The organism is Variovorax trehalosi, assembly GCF_051216415.1.
Taxonomy (GTDB): domain Bacteria; phylum Pseudomonadota; class Gammaproteobacteria; order Burkholderiales; family Burkholderiaceae_C; genus Variovorax.
This window is the reverse complement of sequence record NZ_JBPJZG010000001.1, coordinates 1,660,492-1,682,529: the sequence shown is the minus strand read 5'-3', so window position 1 is coordinate 1,682,529 and position 22,038 is coordinate 1,660,492. Positions and strand designations below refer to the sequence as shown.

The following is a 22,038-nucleotide window of genomic DNA, read 5'->3' as shown; positions in this document are numbered from 1 at the left end:
CGCGCTGCAATACATGCAAATCGCATAACCAAGTACGAATGGCGACTGCCGACGTGATCCATGGCGCGGCTTTCTTCAACTGGGCCAACCGGTTGATGCTGTCGCTGGGCGAGCAGCAGGAAAACGCAGCCGGCTGAACACCAGCGGAAAACAGATATGCAAGCGCCGATCCGTTGTTTGTTCAACGGCGCGGCGCGGCTAACCTGCGACCCCGCGCCTTTTCGTACTGGCGAAGGCGAACGTACAAAACCTATCTCCTGAGGGAATCCAGAACCATGTCGCTTTCCATCCGACGCGCACTTTCCGTGATGGCGCTTTCGATCGCCGGCCTCGGCGCCACCGCACATGCGCAAGAAGTGCTGCGCGTGGCCGCTTCGCCGGTGCCGCACGCCGAGATCCTCGAATTCATCCGCCCGCAGTTGAAGGCGCAGGGCGTCGACCTGCAGGTCAAGGTGTTCAACGACTATGTGCAGCCGAACCTCGCGGTGAGCGACAAGCAGCTGGACGCGAACTTCTTCCAGAACCGCCCGTACCTGGAGTCCTTCAACAAGGACCGCAAGACCGACATCGTGGAAGTGCCGGGCAGCGACGTGCACATCGAGCCCTTCGGCGCGTACTCGCAGAAGATCAAGAAGGCGTCCGAGCTGCGCGAGGGCGCGGTCGTCGCGATCCCGAGCGATCCGTCGAACTCGGGCCGGGCGCTGGCGCTGCTGGCGCGCGAAGGGCTCATCAAGCTGAAGGACCCGAGCAACATCAAGTCGACTGCGCGCGACATCGTCGCCAACCCGAAGAAGCTGGTGATCCGCGAGCTCGAATCGGCGCAGCTGCCGCGCGCGCTGCCCGATGTGGACCTCGCGCTCATCAACACCAACTACGCACTCGAAGCCAAGCTCGACCCGAGCAAGGACGCGCTCTTCATCGAGGACGGCCGCAAGTCGCCGTATGCGAACTTCATCGCCTCGCGCAAGGACAACGCGGCATCGCCAGCCGTCGCCAAGCTGGTGGCGGTACTGCACACGCCGGAGGTGCGCAAGTTCATCCAGGACAAGTACAAGGGCGCGGTGATCCCGGCCTTCTGAGCGACAAAGACATGGCACGTTGCCTCCAGATCGGCCTGGGGCGCGTGCGCCTTCGGCCTACGCGAATGCCCGCCGCCGGCTGAGCAATCGCGGCCCGCGCACAGGCGAGGCTCGATTGCAAGATCAACCTGAGAGGAAAGGCTTTCCCATGAGCGCCAACGACACCCGGCTTTCGGGCCCGATTGCAGAAGAACTGACGCCGCTGGAGATTTCCCAAGGCATTCTCGAAAGCGAAGAAAACCCCAGCGCCCTGCGGGCCGTCACCCCGCTGGAGCGGGCGGCTTCGGGCGAAGGCAATGGCAATGAACGGCCGCGTTCGCGGATCGGGCGCTTTCTTTTGAGTCCGGTGGTGCTGGGTGGCGCGGCCGCTACGGGCGTCGGCCTGATCCTGGCGCTCGCGTATGCGAAGAAGACGCCGCGCTCGGAATTGCGGGCGCACTTGCAGAGACTGGGCTCGTTCCGGTTCTGAGAATGGCTTCGGCGCGATCAGGCGCCGTTTTCTTTTTTTCCTCGATGAACGAATCTGCTGGGTGCGGTGCGCCGTATTGAAGGCAGCCGTCGCGCATTTCGCGGCGTGCCCGTCACACAACAGGAGCACCTTCATGCACAGCAAACTTCATCGCTTCGCAGTCATCACCCTCGCCGTCGCGCTTTCAGCCGGGGCTTATTCGGCGATGGCGGCCAGTGTCATGGTCGGCGGCGCGCCGATGCTGCCCACCAAGGACATCATCGACAACGCGGTCAACTCCAAGGACCACACCACGCTGGTGGCGGCCGTGAAGGCGGCGGGCCTTGTCGACACGCTCAAGGGCCCGGGTCCGTTCACCGTGTTCGCACCGACCAATGCGGCCTTCGCGAAGCTGCCGGCCGGCACGGTCGATACGCTGCTCAAGCCCGAGAGCAAGGATGCGCTGACCGGCGTGCTGACCTACCACGTGGTGTCGGGCAAGCTCGATGCGGCCGAGCTCAAGAAGGAGATCAAGGCCGGCAAAGGCTCCGCCGAACTGAAGACTGTTGCCGGCGGCACGCTCATCGCAAAGAGCAAGGGCGGCAAGATCACGCTTACCGACGAGAAGGGCGGCACCGCCACGGTCACGATCCCGAACGTCTACCAGTCGAACGGTGTGATCCACGTGGTCGACAAGGTGCTGCTGCCCAAGTAATAAGGCCAGGCCGCATCCGCCCCTGTCTTCTTCCAGCGAACATCGCGGAACCGGCTTTGCCGGGCCGCAGATGTTGCCCCCGGTAGGGGGTAGGCGAAGCGACACGAAGTGCGCGCAGCCTGGGGGCGAGCAACAAGCCCTAAAAAAAACAGCCCGCACGAGGCGGGCTGGAAGGTGACCTGCTGGAGGAGGGAGGATCAGAGAGGATGCAGGCCACGGGAGAGACCCAACTATGCGCGGCGAAACTGAAAGCAACCTGACCTTGTCGCAGCGCTTGCGCCGTCGCGGCAGAAAAATAAAATTCGCCGCATGGTTTTCTACGATCCCGATTACGCGCCGGACGCGTTCGAAGTCCGTGTGTCCGAGCTGCTGGTGGCCACGCCCGATGGCACCGACGATCTCATCGACGCTTCGGTGACGGAGGTTCTGCGCATGGTGCTCGATCACCTGCGGATGGATGTGGTCTTCGTCTCGGAGTTCTGCGATGGCCGCCGCGTGTTCCGCCGCGTCGAGACGAAGCCCGAGGCGCGGGTGATCGAGCCGGAGCAATCGTCACCGCTCGAGGAGTCGTTCTGCCAGCGCGTGATCGATGGCCGGCTGCCGAGGCTCGTGCAGAACGTGGCCACGCTGCCGATTTTCGATGAGTTGCCACCTACCGATTTTTCGATTGGCGCCCACCTGAGCACACCCATCGTGCTCGACGATGGCCGCATCTACGGCACGCTCTGCTGCTTCAGCTTTGCGCCCAACGAGCAGTTGGCGCAGCGCGATCTGAAGAAACTCGAGGTGTCGGCCCAGCTTGCCGCGAAGAAGATCAACCTGCGTCGCGCTCGCGATGCGGAGAAGGCCATGGCGAACTGGGCGCTCGAGCCCCACGTGCCGCCGCCGCGCCTGCGCTGATCGGTTCTGGCTCAGTCTTCGTCTTCCCACTTGCCGATGACGGTGCCGAGCACGACGAAGGCGGTGCGGATCGGCTCGTGCTTCGGGTTGAGCGGCAACAGCCAGCGCGGGCCGTCCTGCTCCTTGAATTCCTTGAAGGTGAGCTTGTTGCTCTCCGTGACCAGGGCGATGACGCGCTCGCCATCCGCGGGAATCTTGAGGTTGGTGTCGACGAAGATGATCGAGCCCTCGGGATAGCTCTTCGAAGCGCCGCTCGCCGCGGCCATGCTGTCGCCTTCCACGCGCAACGCGTAGGTCTTCTCCGGGCTGTGGTGCGCGATGCAGGGAATCCAGCGGTCGGCCGTATGTTTGCCCGCAATGTCCCAGTTGGCGGCCTGCGACCAGGAAATGAGCGGCACCGTGTCGGGCGTTCCGGGCGCGAAGTACGGCAGCTCCGGCGGCACGCGCACGACCCTGTAGATGGCCGCGGGCTCGTTGGCCTGGTGCTGCGCCTTGCGGATCTGGACGGGGTCCCACGGCGCCGGGCCGTCGCCGGTGTCCAGCCAGTTGGGATCGGCGCGGTAGATGCGCGCCAGGGCCAGGAGGCTCGTGCTGCGGATGGTGTCCCCGCGCTCGATCTTCGAGATGCTCGCCTGTTTCACGCCCGAGGCTGCTTCGGCTTGCTTCTGAGTCAGTTTGGCATATTCGCGTGCTGCCTTTGCACGTTTGGCAATAGTCTCCATGGGCGGAGATTTAAGCTTGGATGAATATTATAAATAGAATGCAGAATATAAAAATGGGAGTTTTCAATGAAGCCACGCGAGTTGGTGCAGGCGTTGCGGGCCATGGGCCTCACACAAAAGCAGATCCAGGAACGCACCGGGATTCCGCAACCCACGGTCAGCAAGATCGGCCTCGGACGGGTGCGCGATGTCATGTCGCGCCACTACGTCGCGTTGCTGACCGCCTACGAACATCAGGTGAAGCTGCAAGCCACCGAGCTGGCTCCGGCGCCGACTTCGTTCCACTGGCCCCGCGTCAACGACTGAGCGGTGCGCTGTCCTGTGTCGCCGGGCCTCGGGCTCGACTGCGCACTGTGCGCGTTGCTGGCGCTGCTGTCCATGGCTGCGTTGTTCTACGGGGTCCTGACAGGCGCCCCAGCGGTGACCGGCATGGCGGCGTTCGGCCTGTCCGGGGCGGCCTGGGTGGCGAGCGTGCTGCTGGACGACGCTAGGCGCCAACGGGCACGTGCTGTGCGGGAGGCGCTAGACCGAGTGTGGCGCTGACGCGCACGCAGTCCTTGATGTGCTGCTCGCCCAGGGCGCGCAAGGCCGCATAGCCGAGCGCCGCCGACACGATCTGCCCTGCGATCGGTACGTACTTGGTGGCCTGCTTGGCCGTCAGGCGCACGCCGGCGTGCTTGGCGAGCTTGATCAGCAAGTCGCGCGTGACGAGCCGGCCGACCAGCAGCGCTCCGACGGTGGTGGCGGCTTTCTGGATGCGCTCGCGTTGGTGCGGCGCAAGCTTTTCGACCTGGGTGACCGAGAGCCCGAATTCGGCGCTGATCTGCGGCACCAGCCGCGAGAGCAGGGCCGCATCGGCCGCCCAGTCGATGCCGGGCAGCGGAATCGCGCTGGCGGCCGCCGCCATCAGGGCCTTGCGGCCGATCAGCTTCCGGCTGCGGTGGATGGCCGCGATGAGCTTTTCGTCACCATGGGCCAGTTCGATCGCGGACGGCATGTGGCGTGTCTCCTTGGTGGGACCGGTGAGTTCAGGCTGCCAGGGCCTCCAGCTGGTCCGAGAGGGCCAGCCAGCGCTCCTCGAGCTTGGCGATTTCGTCGTTCAGGGCCTTCAGCCGCTTGCCTGCGTCGGCGATCTCGGCCGGCGCGAGGGGCTCGCCCAGGCGGGCCTCCAGCGCAGTCCGTTCGACGCCGGCGGCGGCCAGGCGTTCATCGATCTGGGCAATTTCGCGCTTGATCGGCTTGGCCTGGTCGCTGCGTTGCTGGCGCTCCTGCGCGTTGGGCTTGGCGGCAGTGGCTGCCGCCGCAGCCGCGGCCACTGCGCTTTCCGCCTCGCGCACCGCGATCTTGGCCTCTTCGCGCAGGCGCTTGGCTTCGTCCAGCAGGTAGCGCTGGTAGTCGTCCAGGTCGCCGTCGAAGTCGGTGACGACGCCGCGGCCCACGAGCCAGAACTCATCGCACACCGAGCGCAGGAGCGCGCGGTCGTGGCTCACCAGCATCAGCGTGCCTTCGAACTCGTTGAGCGCCACGGCCAGGGCCTCGCGGGTGGCCAGGTCCAGGTGGTTGGTGGGCTCGTCCAGCAGCAGGAGGTTGGGGCGCTGCCAGACCATCATCGCGAGCACGAGGCGGGCCTTTTCGCCGCCGCTCATGGTGCCCACGGGCTGCTTGACCATGTCGCCGCTGAAATTGAAGCTGCCCAGGAACCCGCGCAGCGCCTGCTCGCCGGTGCTTTCCTTCGCGGCGCTGCCCAGTTCGCGGGCCATGCGCACCATGTGTTCGAGCGGGTTGTCCTGTGGGCGCAGCACGTCCAGTTCCTGCTGCGCGAAGTAGCCGATGTTCAGGCCCTTGCCCTCGGTGACTTCGCCGGCCAGCGCGCCCATTTCGCGCGCGATGGTCTTCACCAGTGTCGACTTGCCCTGGCCGTTGGCGCCCAGGATGCCGATGCGCTGGCCCGCCAGCACCGAGCGGCTCACGCCGCGCAGGATGGTCTTGGGCGCTTCGTCCTCGATCTCGTAGCCGAAGCTCGCATTGCTGATCGAGAGCATCGGGTTAGGAATGTTTCCCGGCTCCTTGAACTCGAAGGTGAAGTCGGCTTCGGCCAGCAGCGGCGCCACCTTTTCCATCCGCTCGAGCGCCTTCACGCGGCTTTGCGCCTGCTTGGCCTTGCTGGCCTTGGCCTTGAAGCGGTCGATGAATTTCTGCAGGTGGGCGATCTTGTCCTGCTGCTTGGAGAACGCGACCTGCTGCTGCTCCATCTGCAGCGCGCGCATGTCCTCGAACTTGCTGTAGTTGCCGCCGTAGCGCGTGAGCTGGGCGTTGGCGATGTGCAGGGTGACGTCGGTCACGGCATCGAGAAACTCGCGGTCGTGGCTGATGACGATCATGGTGCCGGCGTACTTCTGCAGCCAGGCTTCGAGCCAGACGAGCGCGTCCAGGTCCAAGTGGTTGGTGGGTTCGTCCAGCAGCAGCAGGTCGCTCGGGCACATCAGCGCGCGGGCGAGCTGCAGGCGCATGCGCCAGCCGCCCGAGAAGCTGTTGACGGGCCCGTCGAGCTCGTGCGATTTGAAACCCAGGCCCAGGATGAGCGCCTGCGCGCGCGGCACCGCGTCGTGCTCGCCGGCGTCGGCCAGGTCGGTGTAGGCGTGGGCCAGTTCCATGCCGATGTCGGCGTCGTCGGGGTTCTCGGCGTAGGCGGCCTCGATGGCCGCGAGCGTGGCGCGCAACTCGGCCAGGCGGGTGTCGCCGCCCACCACGAAGTCGGTGGCCGACTCCTCGGTCTCGGGCATGTCCTGCGCCACCTGGGCCATGCGCCACTGCTTGGGCACATAGAAATCGCCGCCGTCTTCGTGCAGCGAGCCGTTGAACAGCGCGAACAGCGTCGACTTGCCCGCGCCGTTGCGCCCGACGAGGCCGACCTTTTCACCGGGGTTGATGGTGACGGTGGCGCCGTCGAGCAGTTTCTTGGCGCTGCGGCGAAGAATGACGTTTTTGAGAGTAATCATGAAATAGGAACCGTAGGGGCGATTATCCCGTCCGGCCCGGGGCGTCCTGGCGCGAAGGGGCAAAGGGGGACATCACCCGATGAAGGGGGACCGCAGCCAACGCTGCGACAGATCGGCGAAAAGGGGCTTGGGCGGGCGCAGCTAACGCGCGCCGGCACCGGCCAGGAGGGCGGTCCGGGTCACGAGTAGGACCTGGTCCTCGCCCGCCGAGGTTTCGAGCCACACCACCTCGAGCTGCGGGAATGCCGCCTCGAAGTAGTCGCGCTCGTTGCCGATTTCCAGCACCAGCACCGCCTGTTCGCTCATGCGGGAAGGCGCGTCGGCGAACAGCGTGCGGATGAAGTCCATGCCGTCAGTGCCGCCGGCCAACGCCAGCTCGGGCTCGGCTTGGTACTCGGCGGGCAGGGCGGCCATGCTGGCGCTGTTCACATAGGGCGGATTGCAGAGCACCAGGTCGTACGGGCCAGGCAGGTTCGCCAGGCCATCGGATTCGACCAGCTTCACGCGCGCATCGAGTTCGTGCCGGGTGACATTGATTGCCGCGACCTCGAGCGCCTCGACCGAGAGGTCGGCGGCGTCCACCGTCACGTCCGGGTACGTCAGCGCCGCGAGCACGGCCAGGCTGCCGTTGCCGGTGCACAGGTCGAGCACGCGCTGCGTGTGCGGGCCGAGCCAGTAGTCGATGCTGCCATCGGCGATCAGTTCGGCGATGAAGCTGCGCGGCACGATGGCGCGCTCGTCCACGTAGAAGGGCACGCCTTGCAGCCAGGCTTCCTTGGTGAGGTAGGCCGCGGGTTTGCGCGTGGCGATGCGTTCGTCGAGCAGTGCCGCGACCTTGCCGGCATCGGCCGGCGAGACCGCCGTGTCAGCCACCGCGTCGATGTCGTCCAACGGCAGCTTCAGGCGCCACAGCACCAGCCACGCGGCCTCGTCGAAGGCGTTGGCTGTTCCGTGACCGAAGGCGACGCCGGCCTCTTCCAGCCGCTTCGCGCCGGCTTCAATGAGTTCGATGACTGTGCTCATTGGCTGAGCGAGGCTTCGAGCCGGTCCAGCGTGCGCCTGTAGATGTTCTTCAGCGTCTCGATCTCGGCCACGTCGATGTGCTCGTCGATCTTGTGGATGCTGGCGTTGACCGGGCCCAGCTCGACCACCTGCTTGCAGATCTTCGCGATGAAGCGTGCGTCGCTCGTGCCGCCGCTGGTCGAGAGTTCGGTCGCGATGCCGGTCTCGTCGGCAATCGCCGCCTGCACCGAGCTGACGAGTTCGCCGGGCGTGGTCAGGAAGGGCAGGCCGCCGACCGTCCAGGCGAGCGTGTAGTCCACGCCGTGCGCATCGAGCACGGCATGCACGCGCTGCTGCAGCGATTCGGGCGTCGATTCGGTCGAAAAGCGGAAGTTGAAGTCGATCACCGCATTGCCCGGAATCACGTTGCTCGCGCCCGTGCCCGAATGGAAATTGCTGATCTGCCAGCTGGTCGGCTGGAAATAGTCGTTGCCCGCGTCCCAGCCGCCGGCCGTGTTGATGGCCACCAGATCAGCCAGCGCGGGCGCCACCGCATGCACGGGGTTCTTTGCCAGGTGCGGGTAGGCGATGTGGCCCTGCACGCCCTTGACCGTGAGCTTGCCGCTCATGGTGCCGCGGCGGCCGTTCTTGATCATGTCGCCGCAGCGCTCCACGGCCGTGGGCTCGCCGACGATGCAGTAGTCGATGACCTCGCCGCGCCCGGCCAGCGCGTTGCAGACGACCACGGTGCCGTCGACGCCCGGGCCTTCTTCGTCGCTCGTGAGCAGCAGGGCCAGCGTGAGCTTCGGGTCGGGCGTGGCCTGCAGGAATTCTTCGATGGACACGACGAACGCAGCCACCGAGGTCTTCATGTCGCAGGCGCCGCGGCCGTACAGCTTGCCGTCGCGGTGCGTGGGCGTGAACGGGTGGCTGGTCCACTGTTCGACGGGGCCAGTGGGCACCACGTCGGTGTGACCGGCGAACACCAGCGTCTTGCTGCCTGCGGCGTTGGCCGAGCGGCGCACCGCCCAGAGGTTGGTCACGCGGAAGTCGGCAGGCCCGCTCTCGATGGTTTCGAGCGCGAAGCCCAGTTGCGCCAGCCGTTCGCCGAGGATCTGTTGGCAGCCCGCGTCGTCAGGGGTGACCGAGGGGCGCGAGATGAGTTGTTCGGCGAGCTGGAGCGTGCGGGACATCGGGAAAAAGGTTCGTTCAGAACTTCACGTCGAGCGTGATGTCGGTAAAGGTCGGTTCGTCGACCTGGTCGGTCAAGTGGCGGTCGTCGGCCTGCTGCTTGGGCGCCGCGCGGTTCTGCAGGCGCCACAGCAGGTTGGTGGGCGAGTCGGAGTGGGCCAGGCCCTCTTCGCGCGTCACCCGCTCCTCGATGATGAGGCGGGCGATGTCTTCCTCGAAGGTCTGCGAGCCTTCGGCCATCGACTGCTGCATGGCCTCCTTCACTGCGGAGAAGTCGCCCTTTTCGATCAGGTCGGCGACGAGCGCGGTGTTCAGCATGACCTCGAGCGCCGGCACGCGCGCGCCGGCCGGCGTGCGCAGGAGGCGCTGCGACACGATGGCGCGCAGCGCGCCGCCCAGGTCGCCCAGCAGCGTGGGGCGCACTTCCACCGGGAAGAAGCTCAGGATGCGGTTCAGCGCCCGGTAGCTGTTGTTGGCGTGCAGCGTGGCCACGCAGAGGTGCCCCGACTGCGCATAGGCGATGGCGGCCGTCATGGTTTCGCGGTCGCGGATTTCGCCGATCTGGATCACGTCGGGCGCCTGGCGCAGCGCGTTCTTGAGCGCGATGTGCAGCGAGGTGGTGTCGCTGCCCACGTCGCGCTGGTTCACCAGCGATTTCTTGTTGGTGTAGGTGAACTCGATCGGCTCTTCCACCGTGAGGATGTGGCCGCTGGCGTTCTCGTTGCGGTAATCGAGCATCGAGGCCAGGGTGGTGGTCTTGCCCGCGCCGGTCGCGCCGACCATCAGGATCAGCCCGCGCTTGTCCATGATCAGCGTCTTCAGGATGTCGGGCAGGTTCAGGTCGGCAAAGCTCGGGATGACCGAGGCGATGTGCCGCACCACCACCGCATAGGTGCCGCGCTGGCGCATGGCACTGATGCGGTAGTTGCCGGCGCCTTCCAGGGCGACGGCCATGTTCAGTTCGCCCGTGTTCTCCAGCTCCTGGATCCGGGCTTCGGGCACCACCTCGGACAGCAGCGCGAGCGGCGCCGTCGCGGGCAGGACCTGCGCATTGATCGGCACGCAGATGCCGTTGATGCGGATCATCACCGGGGAGTGAGCCGAGAGGTAGATGTCGGAGGCCTTGCGCTCGGCCATCAAACGAAGAATTCGCTCCATCATGTTCATCGGTCTCTCTCCTCGGGTCTGTTGTTTTCTAACGGGACAAAGGCAGGGGTTCAGTCGCGCAGCAGGTCGTTCAGGCTGGTCTTGGAGCGCGTTTGCGCATCGACTGTCTTCACGATGATCGCGGCGTAGGTGCTGTAGTCCTGGCCCGACTTGGTCTTCTTGGGCAGGTTGCCGCTGATGACGACGCTGCCGGAGGGCACGCGGCCGAAGGAGGTCTCGCCGGTGTCGCGGTTGAAGATCGGGGTGCTCTGGCCGATGTACACGCCCATGCCGAGCACCGAGTTTTCTTCGATGACCACGCCTTCGACCACTTCGGAGCGCGCGCCGATGAAGCAGTTGTCCTCGATGATGGTCGGGCCGGCCTGCAGCGGCTCGAGCACGCCGCCGATGCCGACGCCGCCCGACAGGTGCACGTTGGCGCCGATCTGTGCGCACGAACCCACGGTGGCCCAGGTGTCGACCATGGTGCCTTCGCCCACGTAGGCGCCGATGTTCACGTACGAGGGCATCAGGATCGCGCCCTTGGCGATGTAGCTGCCGCGGCGGGCCACGGCCGGCGGCACGATGCGCACGCCCGATTCCTTGAGTTCGGCGGCCGACAGGTGCGAGAACTTGGTCGGCACCTTGTCGAAGAAGCCGAGCGAGCCGGCCTGCATCTGTTCGTTGTCCTTCAGGCGGAACGACAGCAGCACGGCCTTCTTGATCCACTGGTGCACAGTCCACTTGCCGACGCTTTCGCGGGTGGCAACGCGCAGCTTGCCGTTGTTGAGCTCGGTGATCACGTGCTCGACGGCGTCGCGCACTTCGGCGGAGGCGGCGGAGGACGAGATGTTGGCGCGGTCTTCCCACGCGGCGTCGATGATTTGTTGCAGTTGCTGGGTCATGGAGAGAGTCTCGGGTGAAAAATCGGGGCCAGGAGCCTTGGGAAGCGGTGCGTCAGTGCCGGCCGTCCTGGACGAAGCGGACGATGCGCCCGGCGGCTTCCACGCACTCGGCCGTTTCGGCCACCAGGGCCATGCGAATGCGGCCCCGGCCAGGGTTGGCGCTGTGCGTCGTGTTTCGCGCCAGATAGCTCCCCGGCAGAACCGTGACATTGTATTGAGCGTAGAGCGCGCGGGCGAAGGCTTCGTCGTCGCCAGCCCACACTTCGGGCACGCCGGCCCAGAGGTAGAAACTGGCGTCGGGCAGGCGCACGTCGAGCACGGGTTCGAGCAGTGGGGTGACGGCGGCGAACTTGGCGCGGTACTTGGCGCGGTTCTCGACCACATGCGCCTCGTCGCCCCAGGCCGCGATGCTGGCGGCGGCCACGGTGCCGCTCATGGCGCTGCCGTGGTAGGTGCGGTAGAGCAGGAATTTCTTGATGATGGCCGCGTCACCCGCCACGAAGCCGCTGCGCAGGCCCGGCACGTTGCTGCGCTTGGACAGCGACGTGAGGGCGATCAGGTTCCTGAAATCGGGCCGGCCCAGTTTCACCGAGGCTTCGAGGCCGCTCAACGGGGGCTCGTCGCGGAAGTAGATCTCGCTGTAGCACTCGTCGGCCGCGATCACGAAGCCGTGGCGGTCCGACAGGGCAAAGAGCTTCTGCCATTCGTCCAGCGGCATCACCGCGCCCGTCGGATTGCCCGGCGAGCAGACGAATACGAGCTGGGTGCGGGCCCAGATTTCTTCCGGCACGCTGTCCCAGTCGACCGCGAAATTGCGCGACGGCACGCTCGGCACGTAATACGGCTCGGCGCCCGAGAGCAGCGCGGCACCCTCGTAGATTTGATAGAACGGATTGGGCGACAGCACCACTGGCTGCGGCGAGACGGTGGCGTCGATCACCGTTTGCGCCAGCGAGAACAAGGCCTCGCGCGAGCCGTTGACGGGGAGCACCTGCGTGGCCGGATCGAGCGCGAGGCTGTAGCGGGTCTGGAGCCAGTCGGTGAAGGCGGTGCGCAGTTTCAGGTCGCCGGCGGTGGCGGGGTAGGCAGCCAGCGCGCCGAGGCTGGCGCGGAGGGCTTCCTTGATGAAGTCCGGCGTGGCGTGCTTGGGTTCGCCGATGCCGAGGCTGATGGGTGCGTATTCGGGAACGGGCGTGACGCCCGCGAACAGTTGCTTCAGCCGCTCGAAGGGGTACGGCTGCAACCTGGAAAGCAAGGGATTCATGCCCGGGATTATCGGCGACAGGGCCTCACCCGGGGCTGGGGGCTGCCTCAGCAGAGCGGATGGTTGAACTGTCCGATCATGTTGGCGAAGTTCTGGTTGTAGCGGTTGGCCGAGCTGACGATGCTGGAGCTGCGCATGTGCGCGGGCATCCGGGCCATCGCGCCGGTTTCCTTGCGGGCGAACACGCCGTCCTTGATGTCCTTGACCATCGAGCGCGACTGGCCGATGAACTCGTTGATCTGCAGCATGCCGCCGCTGCAGCTCTTGCCGCTCTGGGTCGACTGCTCGGCCATCTTCTTGCTCCAGCCTGCAGCCGAGTCGGCCACCAGCGCCAGCGAGGCTTCGAAGGCGGCGAGCGCCTTCGGATCGTTGGGCGCCGCGAACAGCGTCATGGCATCGGCGTGGTTCAACTTGCCGTGATAGATCAGGCCGGCGCGGTAGTAAGCGGCCGTGTCCTTGGGCGCCTTCTCGAAGGCTTCCTTGGTCAGCGCCTGGTCGCGGGCGCTCAGGCCCTTGTCGAAGGCCGCTTCGGCCTCGGCAACGGTGGTGAGCGCGGCCAGGTAGTCCTTGTTCATCTGGCGTGCCTTGTCACCGTTGTCGGCGAGGTAGCCCTTGGAGTTGGCGTAGTCGTTCAGCTCGCGGCTCAGGGGCGACAGCACCTTGAGCGCGGCCGAGAACGCCTTGGCCGATTCGTCGATCTCGGGCAGTGGTGCGGCGATGGCGACAGCCGCATCCAGCTTCTTGGCCGAGCGGTCGACCAGGATGTCGTTCTGGATGCGCAGGCTGGTCAGTGGCGCCTTGGCCTGCAGCAGCGGCACCTGGTTTTCGGTGTAGTTCTCGCGCGCTTCCTGGAACGAGGTGCTCAGGCTGTTGGAAACGTCGACGTAGATGTTGTATTTCTCGATGAGTTGCTGCTCGTTGCTGGACTGTTTGGCGGCGACCTGGGGCTGCGAGGTCTTGTCCGCCTTGTCGCCGCAACCTGCGAGGAGCGCCGAAATGGCGACGAGGGTGGCTCCAAAAAGGGTCTGGTACTTCATTCTTTCTTTTCCTCCGTTAAGAAAACAGCAAAGGCGAGCCGTGGCACGGCTCGCGCGAGACATCGTGGGGGAGGGGCGCCGCTGCCTGAGGACAGCGGTCGAAGGGTCAGGCGGCGCTGCGCCGGTAGAAGGCGAGCGAGCCCGCCAGCGCCAGCAGCATGCCGCCGCAGGCGCGGTCGATCCAGCGCGTGGCCGAAATCGTCAGGAGTCGGATCGCACGGGCACCGACGAAGGCGTAGGCCAGCATCACCAGCGTGTCGAGGCCCGCGAAGATCAGCGCGATGATCAGGTACTGCGGCACCTGCGCGGCCGTCGGGTCGATGAACTGCGGCAGCAGCGCCGAACAGAAGATGTAGCCCTTGGGGTTGGTCACCGCCACAAGGAAGGACTTGAAGAAGATGCGCCGGCTTTCGCCCGCCGTGACCGTTGCTGCGGCGTCGGCATCCGGCAGCTGGAAGCCGCCCTTGGAGCGCAGCATGCGCAGGCCGAGCCAGGCCAGGTAGACCGCGCCGACCCATTTGAGCATCGAGAACCAGAACTCCGACGCCGCCAGCAGCGCGCCGAGGCCGAGCGCCACGGCGCCGACCAGCACGAAGTCCGACAGCACCGCGCCCAGCATGCCCGGCAGTGCCCGGCGCACGCCATGGCGCGAGCCGTTGCTCAGCGCCAGCAGCACCGTGGGGCCGGGCGTGGCGATGGCGGCGAAGGCCACGATGGCGAACAGCAGGGCGGTGGCGAACGTCATCTTGGTGTCTCCTCGGGATGTGTCTTAGATCTTCTTGACCAGGACCATGCTCTTGCGGTCCCAGTTGTACTTGCGCTTGCGGGCTTCGGGCAGCCAGTCGGGGTTGACCTGCTGGAACCCGCGCTTGAGGAACCAGTGCATCGTGCGCGTGGTGAGCACGAAGATGCTATCGAGGCCCATCGACTTGGCGCGGTGCTCGATGCGCTTCAAGATGCGTTCGCCGTCGCCCTGCGACTGCGACAGCGGAGAGACGGTCAGCGCCGCCATCTCGGCGGTCTTCGCCTCGGGATACGGGTAGAGTGCCGCGCAGCCAAAGATCACGCCGTCGTGCTCGATCACCGTGTAATGGCCCACGTCGCGCTCGATCTCGGTGCGGTCGCGCTTGACCAGCGTGCCGTCGCGCTCGAAGGGCTCGATCAGTTGCAGGATGCCGCCGATGTCGTCCACCGTCGCTTCGCGCAGGCTTTCGAGTTTTTCGTCGATCACCATGGTGCCGACGCCATCGTGCACGTACACCTCCAGCAGCAGCGAACCGTCGAGCGCGAAGGGCAGGATGTGGTTGCGCTCCACGCCGCCCTTGCAGGCCTTCACGCAGTGCTGCAGGTAGAAGGCGGTGTCGGTGGGTTTTTGCGCCGGAGGCAGGGACGCGAGCAGTTTCTCGGCGGCGTCCAGCGGCAGTTCGGTGTCGATCGGGTTGTCTTCGCTCTCGGGCAGCTCGCTGTCCATGCGGATGCCGGGAATCTCGGTCAGGAAGATCAGCTTGTCGGCCTGGATCGAGATGGCCACGCTGGTGGCGACTTCTTCCATCGTGAGGTTGAAGGCTTCGCCGGTCGGCGAGAAGCCGAAGGGCGACATGAGCACCATGGCGCCGAAGTCCAGCGTGCGGCGGATGCCCGAGGCATCCACCTTGCGCACCAGGCCCGAATGCTTGAAGTCGACCCCGTCGACCACGCCCACGGGGCGCGCGGTGATGAAGTTGCCCGAGATCACCCGCACCGTCGAGCCGGCCATCGGCGTGTTCGGCAGGCCCTGGCTGAAGGCCGCCTCGATCTCGTAGCGCAGTTGGCCGGCGGCTTCCTGGGCCGAGTCGAGCGCCACCGCATCGGTGATGCGGATGCCATGCGAGTACTGCGCCTCGTGGCCCTTGGCGGCCAGCTGTTCGTTGACCTGCGGACGGAAGCCGTGCACCAGCACGATCTTCACGCCCATGCTCTGGATCAGCGCCAGGTCTTGCGCGATGTTCTGCAGCTTGCCCGCCGCGATCGCCTCGCCCGCGAGCCCGACCACGAAAGTCTTACCGCGGTGCGTGTGGATGTAGGGCGCGACCGAGCGGAACCAGGGCACGAAGGTGAAATTGAAGACGGTGGACATGGGGCGTGATTGTGCATTCTTGGGAAGGGTTTCGTACGGTTCAGGCCAATGCGCGCAGCACGCGGGCCGCGACCGCCGGGAGGCCTGCGCTCAGGTCGGGCTCCGGTGCCGGGAGCGGCAGGCCGCCCTTGCGGGCGCGGAAGGTCGCGAGCAGCGCCGCGTAGGCGTCGGTCGACTCGCCCGCCGGGGTGGCCGGCAGGTCGAGCACGGCGGCCAGTTCGGCCGGGGCGATGGAGCCTTCGCGCATCAGAGCATCGACCACCGCCATCAGCGCGGCCGTGTGCGTTTCGAGCAGTGCGAGCGCGCGAGCGTGCTCCTGCACGAGCAGCGCCTCGATCTCCGGGTTCGTCGCCTCGAGGTCGGTGTTCAGGTTGTCGTCGGCGTCGTTCGCGACGTCGGTGCGGCTCAGACGCGAGCCGAAGGCGTAGTGGCGCACGTACTGCGCCGCGTTGGCCGTGGCCTGCATGAAGTCCTGCGAGGCGCCCGAGGTGCAGGCCTCGCCGCCGAACACCATCTGCTCGGCGGCGCGGCCCGCCAGGCTCACGCAGATGCGGTCGCGCAGGTTCTCCTTCGACCAGGTCTTGCGCTGCTCGTAGCTGTTGTAGCCGCCCTCGAACGAGGCCACGTTGATCTTGATCTCCTGCGGCGCGCGGCCGAAGAGCACGCCGTAGATCACGCCGTGGCCGGCCTCGTGCACCGCGAGCAGGGCGCGGAAGTCCTCGCTCGAACGTTGCTTGAGGCGGTTGAGCTCCAGCACCACCGGGAACTGGCGGCGCGCCTTGCGGTACTTCGCCACGATGCAGGGCACGCTCGCGTCCAGCGAGAGCCACACCGGCTCGCCGCCGTCCGCGCCGTGCTCCAGCGCCCACAGCGCCGCGTTGACCAGCGTCGCGCTCAGGATCGAGTGGATCGACGAGAACAGCGGGCGCGTGCCCTGCGCCGGGAACACGGCGTTGGCATAGATCTGCTCGTACACGCCCGCGTCGAGCACGAAGCGCACGCCGGAGCTTTCCTGGATCTCGCTCACGTAGCGGTCGCAGATCGACAGGATCAGTTGCACGTAGGTCGCGCGGTTGAACGACGGGTAGATGACGTGGTTGTTGCCCAGGCGCGCGATCTGCTCGGGACGGAAACGATTGGCGAGCGCCTTCTTCACGTCGATGACCGAGAGCTTCTTGGTCAGCGCGTGGAAGATGTCGGCATCGGTGTCGCAGTCCTCGACGCGCTGGGCGGTCTCGGCGTACATCTCGTCCAGGTTGCCCGAGACGAACACCAGAAGCTTGCTGTAGTCGGTTTCCCAGTTCTTCTGCGTGTCGCGGAAGGCGCGCAGGCGCGCATGCACCTCGGCAGGCTTCCACGCCATGATCTGCAGCAGGGTCTCGGGCAGCTTCAGGCAGCGCTTGACTTCGCGCGCCTCCCAGGGCGAGAGGTGCAGCTTGCGCTTCTTGAGCTTCTTCTTGTCGGCAGGGCCGTCACGGTCCTGCTCGTACTCGGCGTAGGCGAGCGAGGACTCGATCTCGCCGAGCATCGAGAGCGCCGGCGGCAGGCGACCGTCGGACAGCAGTGCCCACACGTCCTGGTAGCGCTCGACCTTGGCATCGTGGCCGTTGCCGTCCACGGTGCGAAAGCGCTGGAACTCGTCGAGCACCAGGATGCCCGGCGTGCCCTCGACGATGCCCGACTCGGCCAGCATGGCCGAGATGGAGCCGCGGCTGTGGTGGCCCGAGCCGTGGCTGAAGCCGTCCATCTGCACTTCGATGAAGCGGTCGTAGAAGCCCAGGTGCTGGGCGAGCTTGCGCACCAGCTGCGTCTTGCCGGTGCCGGTCAGGCCCCAGAGACAGACGATGACGGGGCGGCTGATGAGTTGCGGCAGCACATACCAGGCGCGCAGCGATTCGATCACGCGATCGATGATGTCGTCGATGCCGAAGAGTTCTTCCTTCAGCGATCGGGCGACGGTCTGCAGGTGCTTCGTTCGCTCGGCGAGCTCGGCATGCAGTTCGGAATGGATGTCGGTGGACATGGAATGATTTTTTTGAATAAAACAGGTACGAAAAAGCGGCCACCCCCTCGCAAGGAGGGAGCGGCAGGCAGACGCTGTGAAGGGACGGTTGCTGCGCTTCTGTGCCTGAAGCGCGCGACTCGAGAAAGTGGCGCGGGCCTCAGGCCGGGCGGAGCAACCTGACCCGGCCATGCGTTGGGAGCGCATGGCGTGCGCAGCGGCTGCGCAACGGGGTGAGGGCAAGGAAGGACATGGACGCGATCCTAGCGAGGGGTTGCGGTAGAGTAAAGACTATTTACGCCACCCGTTGCACAGGCACACCGCACTGTGGAAGCTGTGCAACAGCCGCGGTGCGCGCCGATAATCGACGGTTTGCCCGCCGCGTGCCGACGACGACTGCTCTCCCTTGACGACCACGACACCCTCCGCCCCCTTGCGCATCGAGTTTCCCGAATCGCTTCCCGTCTCCGGCCGGCGCGACGAAATCATGGCCGCCATCCAGGCGAACCAGGTCGTGATCGTCTGCGGCGAAACCGGCTCGGGCAAGACCACGCAGTTGCCCAAGATCGCGCTGGCGCTCGGCCGCGGCAAGATCAACGCCGAGCCGGGCAAGGGCCGGCTCATCGGCCACACGCAGCCGCGGCGCATTGCCGCAAGCTCGGTGGCCAAGCGCATCGCCGAAGAACTGAAGACGCCGCTGGGCGACGTGGTCGGCTTCAAGGTGCGCTTCCAGGACCGCCTGAGCCGCGACGCCTCGGTCAAGCTCATGACCGACGGCATCCTGCTCGCCGAAACGCAGACCGATCCGCTGCTCAAGGCCTACGACACGCTCATCATCGACGAGGCCCACGAGCGTTCTCTGAACATCGACTTCCTGCTCGGCTATCTGCGCGAGATCCTTCCGCGTCGTCCCGACCTGAAGGTGATCGTGACCTCGGCGACCATCGACGCCGACCGCTTCGCGCAGCACTTCGCATCCTCGAAGGGCCCGGCGCCGATCATCTATGTGTCGGGCCGCACCTTCCCGGTCGAGCAGCGCTACCGTCCCTTCGAAGAATCGCGCGAACACGACCTGAACGACGCGATCGCCGACGGCGTCGACGAACTCTGGCGCGATCCGCACAACGCGGGCGACATCCTCGTCTTCCTGCCCGGCGAGCGTGAGATCCGTGAAGCCGCCGACCACCTGCGTCGCCACCTGAGTCACCAGCCGCTCTTCCGCAACGCCGAGGTGCTGCCGCTGTTCGCACGGCTCTCGGGTCCCGAGCAGGACCGCATCTTCGACAGCCACACCGGCCGGCGCATCGTGCTCGCCACCAACGTGGCCGAAACCTCGCTGACGGTGCCGGGCACCCGCTACGTGATCGACACCGGTACGGCGCGCGTCAAGCGCTACAGCTTCCGCAGCAAGGTCGAGCAGTTGCTGGTCGAGCCGATCAGCCAGGCCGCGGCCAATCAGCGCGCGGGCCGTTGCGGCCGCGTGGCGAACGGCATCTGCATCCGGCTGTACGACGAGAAGGATTTCCAAGGCCGCCCGCGCTTCACCGATCCGGAAATCCTGCGCTCCTCGCTCGCGGGCGTGATCCTGCGGATGAAGTCGCTGCGGCTGGGCGACGTGGCGCAGTTTCCGTTTCTCGAAGCGCCGTCGCCGCGAGCGATCGCCGACGGCTACCAGCTGCTCAACGAACTCGGCGCGGTCGACGACGCGAACGAGCTCACCGCCACCGGCGCCGAGCTTGCCAAGCTGCCGCTCGACCCGCGCGTCGGCCGGATGATTCTCGAAGCCCGCACGCGCGGCGCGCTCGAAGAGGTGCTGGTCATCGCCTCCGCCCTCAGCGTGCAGGACGTGCGCGACCGGCCCATGGAAGCGCAGCAGCAGGCCGACCAGGCGCATTCGAAGTTCGACGACGAGAAGAGCGAATTCAGCGGCTACCTGCGCCTGTGGAAATGGATTGCCGACGCACGTGGCGGCCACGGTGACACGCACAAGCTCAGCAACCGCCAGTACGAACAGTTGCTGCGCCAGAACTTCATCAACATCCGCCGCGTGCGCGAATGGCGCGACATCCACTCGCAGTTGCTCACGGTGGTCACCGAGCACAAGTGGCGCATCAACGCGGAGCCGGCCGGCTACGAGCCGCTGCACCTGTCGATGCTCGCCGGCCTGCTGGGCAACGTCGGCTGGAAGCTCGAGGACGACGAGGCGTACCTCGGCGCGCGCGGCATCAAGTTCTACAAGCACCCCGGCGCGCACCTGAAGAAGAAGCCCGGCCGCTGGATCGTCGCGGCCGAGTTGGTCGAAACCACGCGGCTTTTCGGCCGCGGCATCGCCAACATCGAGCCGCAGTGGCTCGAACAGGTGGCGGGGCATCTGCTGAAGAAGCAACTGCTCGATCCGCATTGGGAGAAGAAGGGCGCGCAGGTCTCGGCGTTGGAGCGTGCGACGTTGTACGGCCTCGTGGTGTACAGCGGGCGCCGCGTCGACTTCACCAAGGTCGATCCGGTCGCGGCGCGCGAGATCTTCATCCGCGAAGCGCTGGTCGGCGGCCAGTGGGAAAGCAAATCCCCGTTCCTCACGGCCAACCGCAAGCTGGTGCGCGAGGTCGAAGGCCTGGAGCACAAGGCGCGTCGGCAGGATGTGCTGGTCGATGAGGAGCTGATCTTCGCGTTCTACGACGCGCAACTGCCCGCCGACGTGGCGAGCGGCATCAGCTTCGAGAACTGGTATCGCCATGCCTCGAGAGAACAGCCGCGCCTCCTGTACCTGACGCGCGACGAATTGATGCGCCACCAGGCAGCCGGCATCACGACGCAATCGTTCCCGGCCACGCTGCGGCTCGGCGGCGTCGACTGCGCCGCGGCCTACCTCCACGAACCCGGCGACGCGAAGGACGGCCTCACCGTCAGCGTGCCGCTCTTCGTGCTCAACCAGGTGAGCGAGGAGCGCTGCGAGTGGCTGGTGACGGGCATGCTCAAGGACAAAATCCAGGCGCTGCTCAAGAGCCTGCCGCAGCGCCCGCGCTCGCGGCTGGTGCCGCTGCCCGAGTCGGCGACGAAGCTGGCCGAGGCGCTGTCGGAGCCCGAGCTGTTCGGTACCGGATCGCTCACCGACGTGCTGCTCAAGCGCGTGCGCGACATGACCAGCATCGACGTGAAGCGCGCCGACTTCAAGCTCGACATGCTGCCGCCGCACCTGTTCATGAACCTGCGCATCGTCGACGAGCACGGTCGCCAGTTGGGTATGGGGCGCAATCTGGGTGCACTGAAGGCCGAGCTGGGCGTGCAGGCACGCGGCGCCTTCCAGGCATTGGCTGGGCTCAACGTGAAAGCGTCGCCCGCGCCGAAGGCCTCAGCCGCCGATGAAGGCAAGGCGCCTGCGAAAAGTGCCGCGCCCGAAAAGGCGGCGCCCGCGCTGCCCGCAGGCCAGCGCTACACGGCCTGGACCTTCGGTGAGCTGCCAGAGCTGATGGAAGTGCGCCGCGGTTCGCAGTCGCTCATCGGCTTTCCCGCGCTGCGCGACGAAGGCGATGCGGTGACGATCGAGGTGTTCGACGAACCCACCGTGGCCGCCGCGAAGCACCGTGCGGGCCTGCGCCGCCTGTTCGCGCTGCAGCTGAAGGACGCGCTCAAGTACCTCGAGAAGAACATCCCCGACCTGCAGAAGATGGCCGTGGCCTACATGCCGCTCGGCCCCTCCGAGGAGTTGCGCGCGCAGATCATCGACGTGGCCATCGACCGGGCCTTCCTGCAGGAGCCGCTGCCGACCGACGAGTTCGCCTTCAAGCGCCGGCTGGAAGAGGGGCGCGGGCGGCTCACGTTGATCGCGAACGAGGTGGCGCGGCTTGCGTCCACCATCCTCGTCGAGTACGCCGCTGCCGCGCGCAAGATCAAGGACACCAAGATCCAGCCCGAGGCCGTGCAGGATGCCGCGCAGCAGTTGCAGAAGCTCGTCGGCAAGCGCTTCATCGCCGACTCGCCATGGACGCAGCTGCAGCACTTCGCGCGCTACCTGAAGGCCATCGTGCTGCGCCTGGACAAGCTGCGCGCCGATCCCGCGCGCGACACCGCCAAGCTGGCCGAGCTGCGCCCGCAGGAGCAGCGTTACTGGCGGCTGGTTGCCGAACGCAAGGGCGTGGTGGACGACCGCATGCTCGAATTCCGCTGGCTGCTCGAGGAGCTTCGCGTGAGCTTCTTTGCCCAGGAGCTGCGCACGCCGCAACCGGTGAGCGTGAAGCGGCTGGACAAGGCCTGGGCCCAGCTGCAGGCTTGAAAAAAAGCCCCGCCGTTTCCGGTGGGGCTTTCTTCATTGCGGTGTGGGCGCTGCTATATGCGGCCCATGAGCACCAGGATGACGACGATCAGCACGATGAGGCCGACGCCGCCGCTGGGTCCGTAGCCCCAGGACCGGCTGTAGCCCCAGCTCGGCAGCGCGCCGATCAGTATCAGGATCAGGACGATCAGCAGAATGAACGAGAGGGACATGGTTTTCTCCTGGGACGTTTGTTGTAACGA

19 protein-coding genes are annotated in these 22,038 nt (G+C 66.3%); 6 read left to right on the top strand and 13 right to left on the bottom strand.

The window, feature by feature from the left end:
- Nucleotides 1–275 precede the first annotated feature (275 nt).
- From ACSFA7_RS07800 to ACSFA7_RS07785, 4 genes are all read left to right on the top strand, one after another.
- Entirely contained in the window at nucleotides 276–1,079 is an 804-nt protein-coding gene (locus ACSFA7_RS07800; protein WP_435498840.1) for a MetQ/NlpA family ABC transporter substrate-binding protein, read from the top strand.
- Nucleotides 1,080–1,227: 148 nt separating this feature from the next.
- Nucleotides 1,228–1,548, top strand: a complete 321-nt coding sequence (locus ACSFA7_RS07795) for a hypothetical protein (protein WP_435498839.1) — start codon at nucleotides 1,228–1,230, stop codon at nucleotides 1,546–1,548.
- A gap of 133 nt (nucleotides 1,549–1,681) precedes the next feature.
- The gene (locus ACSFA7_RS07790; protein ID WP_435498838.1) at nucleotides 1,682–2,242 is read left to right on the top strand and encodes a fasciclin domain-containing protein; all 561 of its coding nucleotides are present in this window, start codon (nucleotides 1,682–1,684) and stop codon (nucleotides 2,240–2,242) included.
- Nucleotides 2,243–2,551: 309 nt separating this feature from the next.
- Complete coding sequence (locus tag ACSFA7_RS07785; protein WP_435498837.1) at nucleotides 2,552–3,142, top strand: GAF domain-containing protein; 591 nt, start codon at nucleotides 2,552–2,554, stop codon at nucleotides 3,140–3,142.
- Nucleotides 3,143–3,153: 11 nt separating this feature from the next.
- On the opposite strand, the gene ACSFA7_RS07780 is transcribed toward ACSFA7_RS07785, so the two are convergent.
- On the bottom strand, nucleotides 3,154–3,864 hold the full coding sequence (locus tag ACSFA7_RS07780; protein ID WP_435498836.1) for a helix-turn-helix domain-containing protein: 711 nt from the start codon (nucleotides 3,862–3,864) through the stop codon (nucleotides 3,154–3,156).
- Between the two features lie 66 nt (nucleotides 3,865–3,930).
- On the opposite strand from ACSFA7_RS07780, the gene ACSFA7_RS07775 reads away from it, so the two are divergent.
- The gene (locus ACSFA7_RS07775; protein WP_435498835.1) at nucleotides 3,931–4,170 is read left to right on the top strand and encodes a helix-turn-helix domain-containing protein; all 240 of its coding nucleotides are present in this window, start codon (nucleotides 3,931–3,933) and stop codon (nucleotides 4,168–4,170) included.
- Between the two features lie 181 nt (nucleotides 4,171–4,351).
- Here ACSFA7_RS07775 and ACSFA7_RS07770 read toward each other — a convergent pair whose 3' ends face one another.
- From ACSFA7_RS07770 to ACSFA7_RS07720, 11 genes are all read right to left on the bottom strand, one after another.
- Nucleotides 4,352–4,861: a hypothetical protein gene (locus ACSFA7_RS07770; protein ID WP_257860073.1), complete on the bottom strand. Its 510-nt coding sequence runs from the start codon at nucleotides 4,859–4,861 to the stop codon at nucleotides 4,352–4,354.
- A 31-nt stretch (nucleotides 4,862–4,892) separates the two neighbouring features.
- Nucleotides 4,893–6,863 carry an ABC-F family ATP-binding cassette domain-containing protein gene (locus ACSFA7_RS07765; RefSeq protein ID WP_435498834.1) on the bottom strand — a complete coding sequence of 657 codons (1,971 nt, stop codon included), beginning with the start codon at nucleotides 6,861–6,863 and terminating at the stop codon, nucleotides 4,893–4,895.
- A 141-nt stretch (nucleotides 6,864–7,004) separates the two neighbouring features.
- Complete coding sequence (gene prmB / locus ACSFA7_RS07760; protein WP_435498833.1) at nucleotides 7,005–7,886, bottom strand: 50S ribosomal protein L3 N(5)-glutamine methyltransferase; 882 nt, start codon at nucleotides 7,884–7,886, stop codon at nucleotides 7,005–7,007.
- Nucleotides 7,883–9,058: a succinyl-diaminopimelate desuccinylase gene (dapE, locus tag ACSFA7_RS07755; protein WP_435498832.1), complete on the bottom strand. Its 1,176-nt coding sequence runs from the start codon at nucleotides 9,056–9,058 to the stop codon at nucleotides 7,883–7,885. Before dapE ends, prmB begins: the two co-directional genes overlap by 4 nt.
- 16 nt (nucleotides 9,059–9,074) lie before the next feature.
- The gene (locus tag ACSFA7_RS07750; protein ID WP_435498831.1) at nucleotides 9,075–10,223 is read right to left on the bottom strand and encodes a PilT/PilU family type 4a pilus ATPase; all 1,149 of its coding nucleotides are present in this window, start codon (nucleotides 10,221–10,223) and stop codon (nucleotides 9,075–9,077) included.
- Between the two features lie 50 nt (nucleotides 10,224–10,273).
- Nucleotides 10,274–11,107, bottom strand: a complete 834-nt coding sequence (gene dapD, locus ACSFA7_RS07745) for a 2,3,4,5-tetrahydropyridine-2,6-dicarboxylate N-succinyltransferase (protein WP_435498830.1) — start codon at nucleotides 11,105–11,107, stop codon at nucleotides 10,274–10,276.
- A 52-nt stretch (nucleotides 11,108–11,159) separates the two neighbouring features.
- Nucleotides 11,160–12,371: a succinyldiaminopimelate transaminase gene (gene dapC, locus ACSFA7_RS07740; RefSeq protein ID WP_435498829.1), complete on the bottom strand. Its 1,212-nt coding sequence runs from the start codon at nucleotides 12,369–12,371 to the stop codon at nucleotides 11,160–11,162.
- 47 nt (nucleotides 12,372–12,418) lie between these two features.
- The gene (locus tag ACSFA7_RS07735; RefSeq protein ID WP_435498828.1) at nucleotides 12,419–13,408 is read right to left on the bottom strand and encodes a DUF3829 domain-containing protein; all 990 of its coding nucleotides are present in this window, start codon (nucleotides 13,406–13,408) and stop codon (nucleotides 12,419–12,421) included.
- A gap of 106 nt (nucleotides 13,409–13,514) precedes the next feature.
- A complete protein-coding gene (locus ACSFA7_RS07730; RefSeq protein ID WP_435498827.1) occupies nucleotides 13,515–14,153 on the bottom strand; it encodes a LysE family translocator in 639 nt (212 codons plus the stop codon).
- Between the two features lie 24 nt (nucleotides 14,154–14,177).
- The gene (argA, locus tag ACSFA7_RS07725; RefSeq protein ID WP_435498826.1) at nucleotides 14,178–15,524 is read right to left on the bottom strand and encodes an amino-acid N-acetyltransferase; all 1,347 of its coding nucleotides are present in this window, start codon (nucleotides 15,522–15,524) and stop codon (nucleotides 14,178–14,180) included.
- Between the two features lie 40 nt (nucleotides 15,525–15,564).
- Entirely contained in the window at nucleotides 15,565–17,547 is a 1,983-nt protein-coding gene (locus ACSFA7_RS07720; protein ID WP_435498825.1) for an AAA family ATPase, read from the bottom strand.
- Between the two features lie 385 nt (nucleotides 17,548–17,932).
- Here ACSFA7_RS07720 and hrpA point away from each other — a divergent pair, with 385 nt between their 5' ends.
- The gene (gene hrpA, locus ACSFA7_RS07715) at nucleotides 17,933–21,796 is read left to right on the top strand and encodes an ATP-dependent RNA helicase HrpA (RefSeq protein WP_435498824.1); all 3,864 of its coding nucleotides are present in this window, start codon (nucleotides 17,933–17,935) and stop codon (nucleotides 21,794–21,796) included.
- A 53-nt stretch (nucleotides 21,797–21,849) separates the two neighbouring features.
- On the opposite strand, the gene ACSFA7_RS07710 is transcribed toward hrpA, so the two are convergent.
- Nucleotides 21,850–22,008: a DUF3309 family protein gene (locus tag ACSFA7_RS07710; RefSeq protein WP_013541242.1), complete on the bottom strand. Its 159-nt coding sequence runs from the start codon at nucleotides 22,006–22,008 to the stop codon at nucleotides 21,850–21,852.
- Nucleotides 22,009–22,038: the final 30 nt, after the last annotated feature.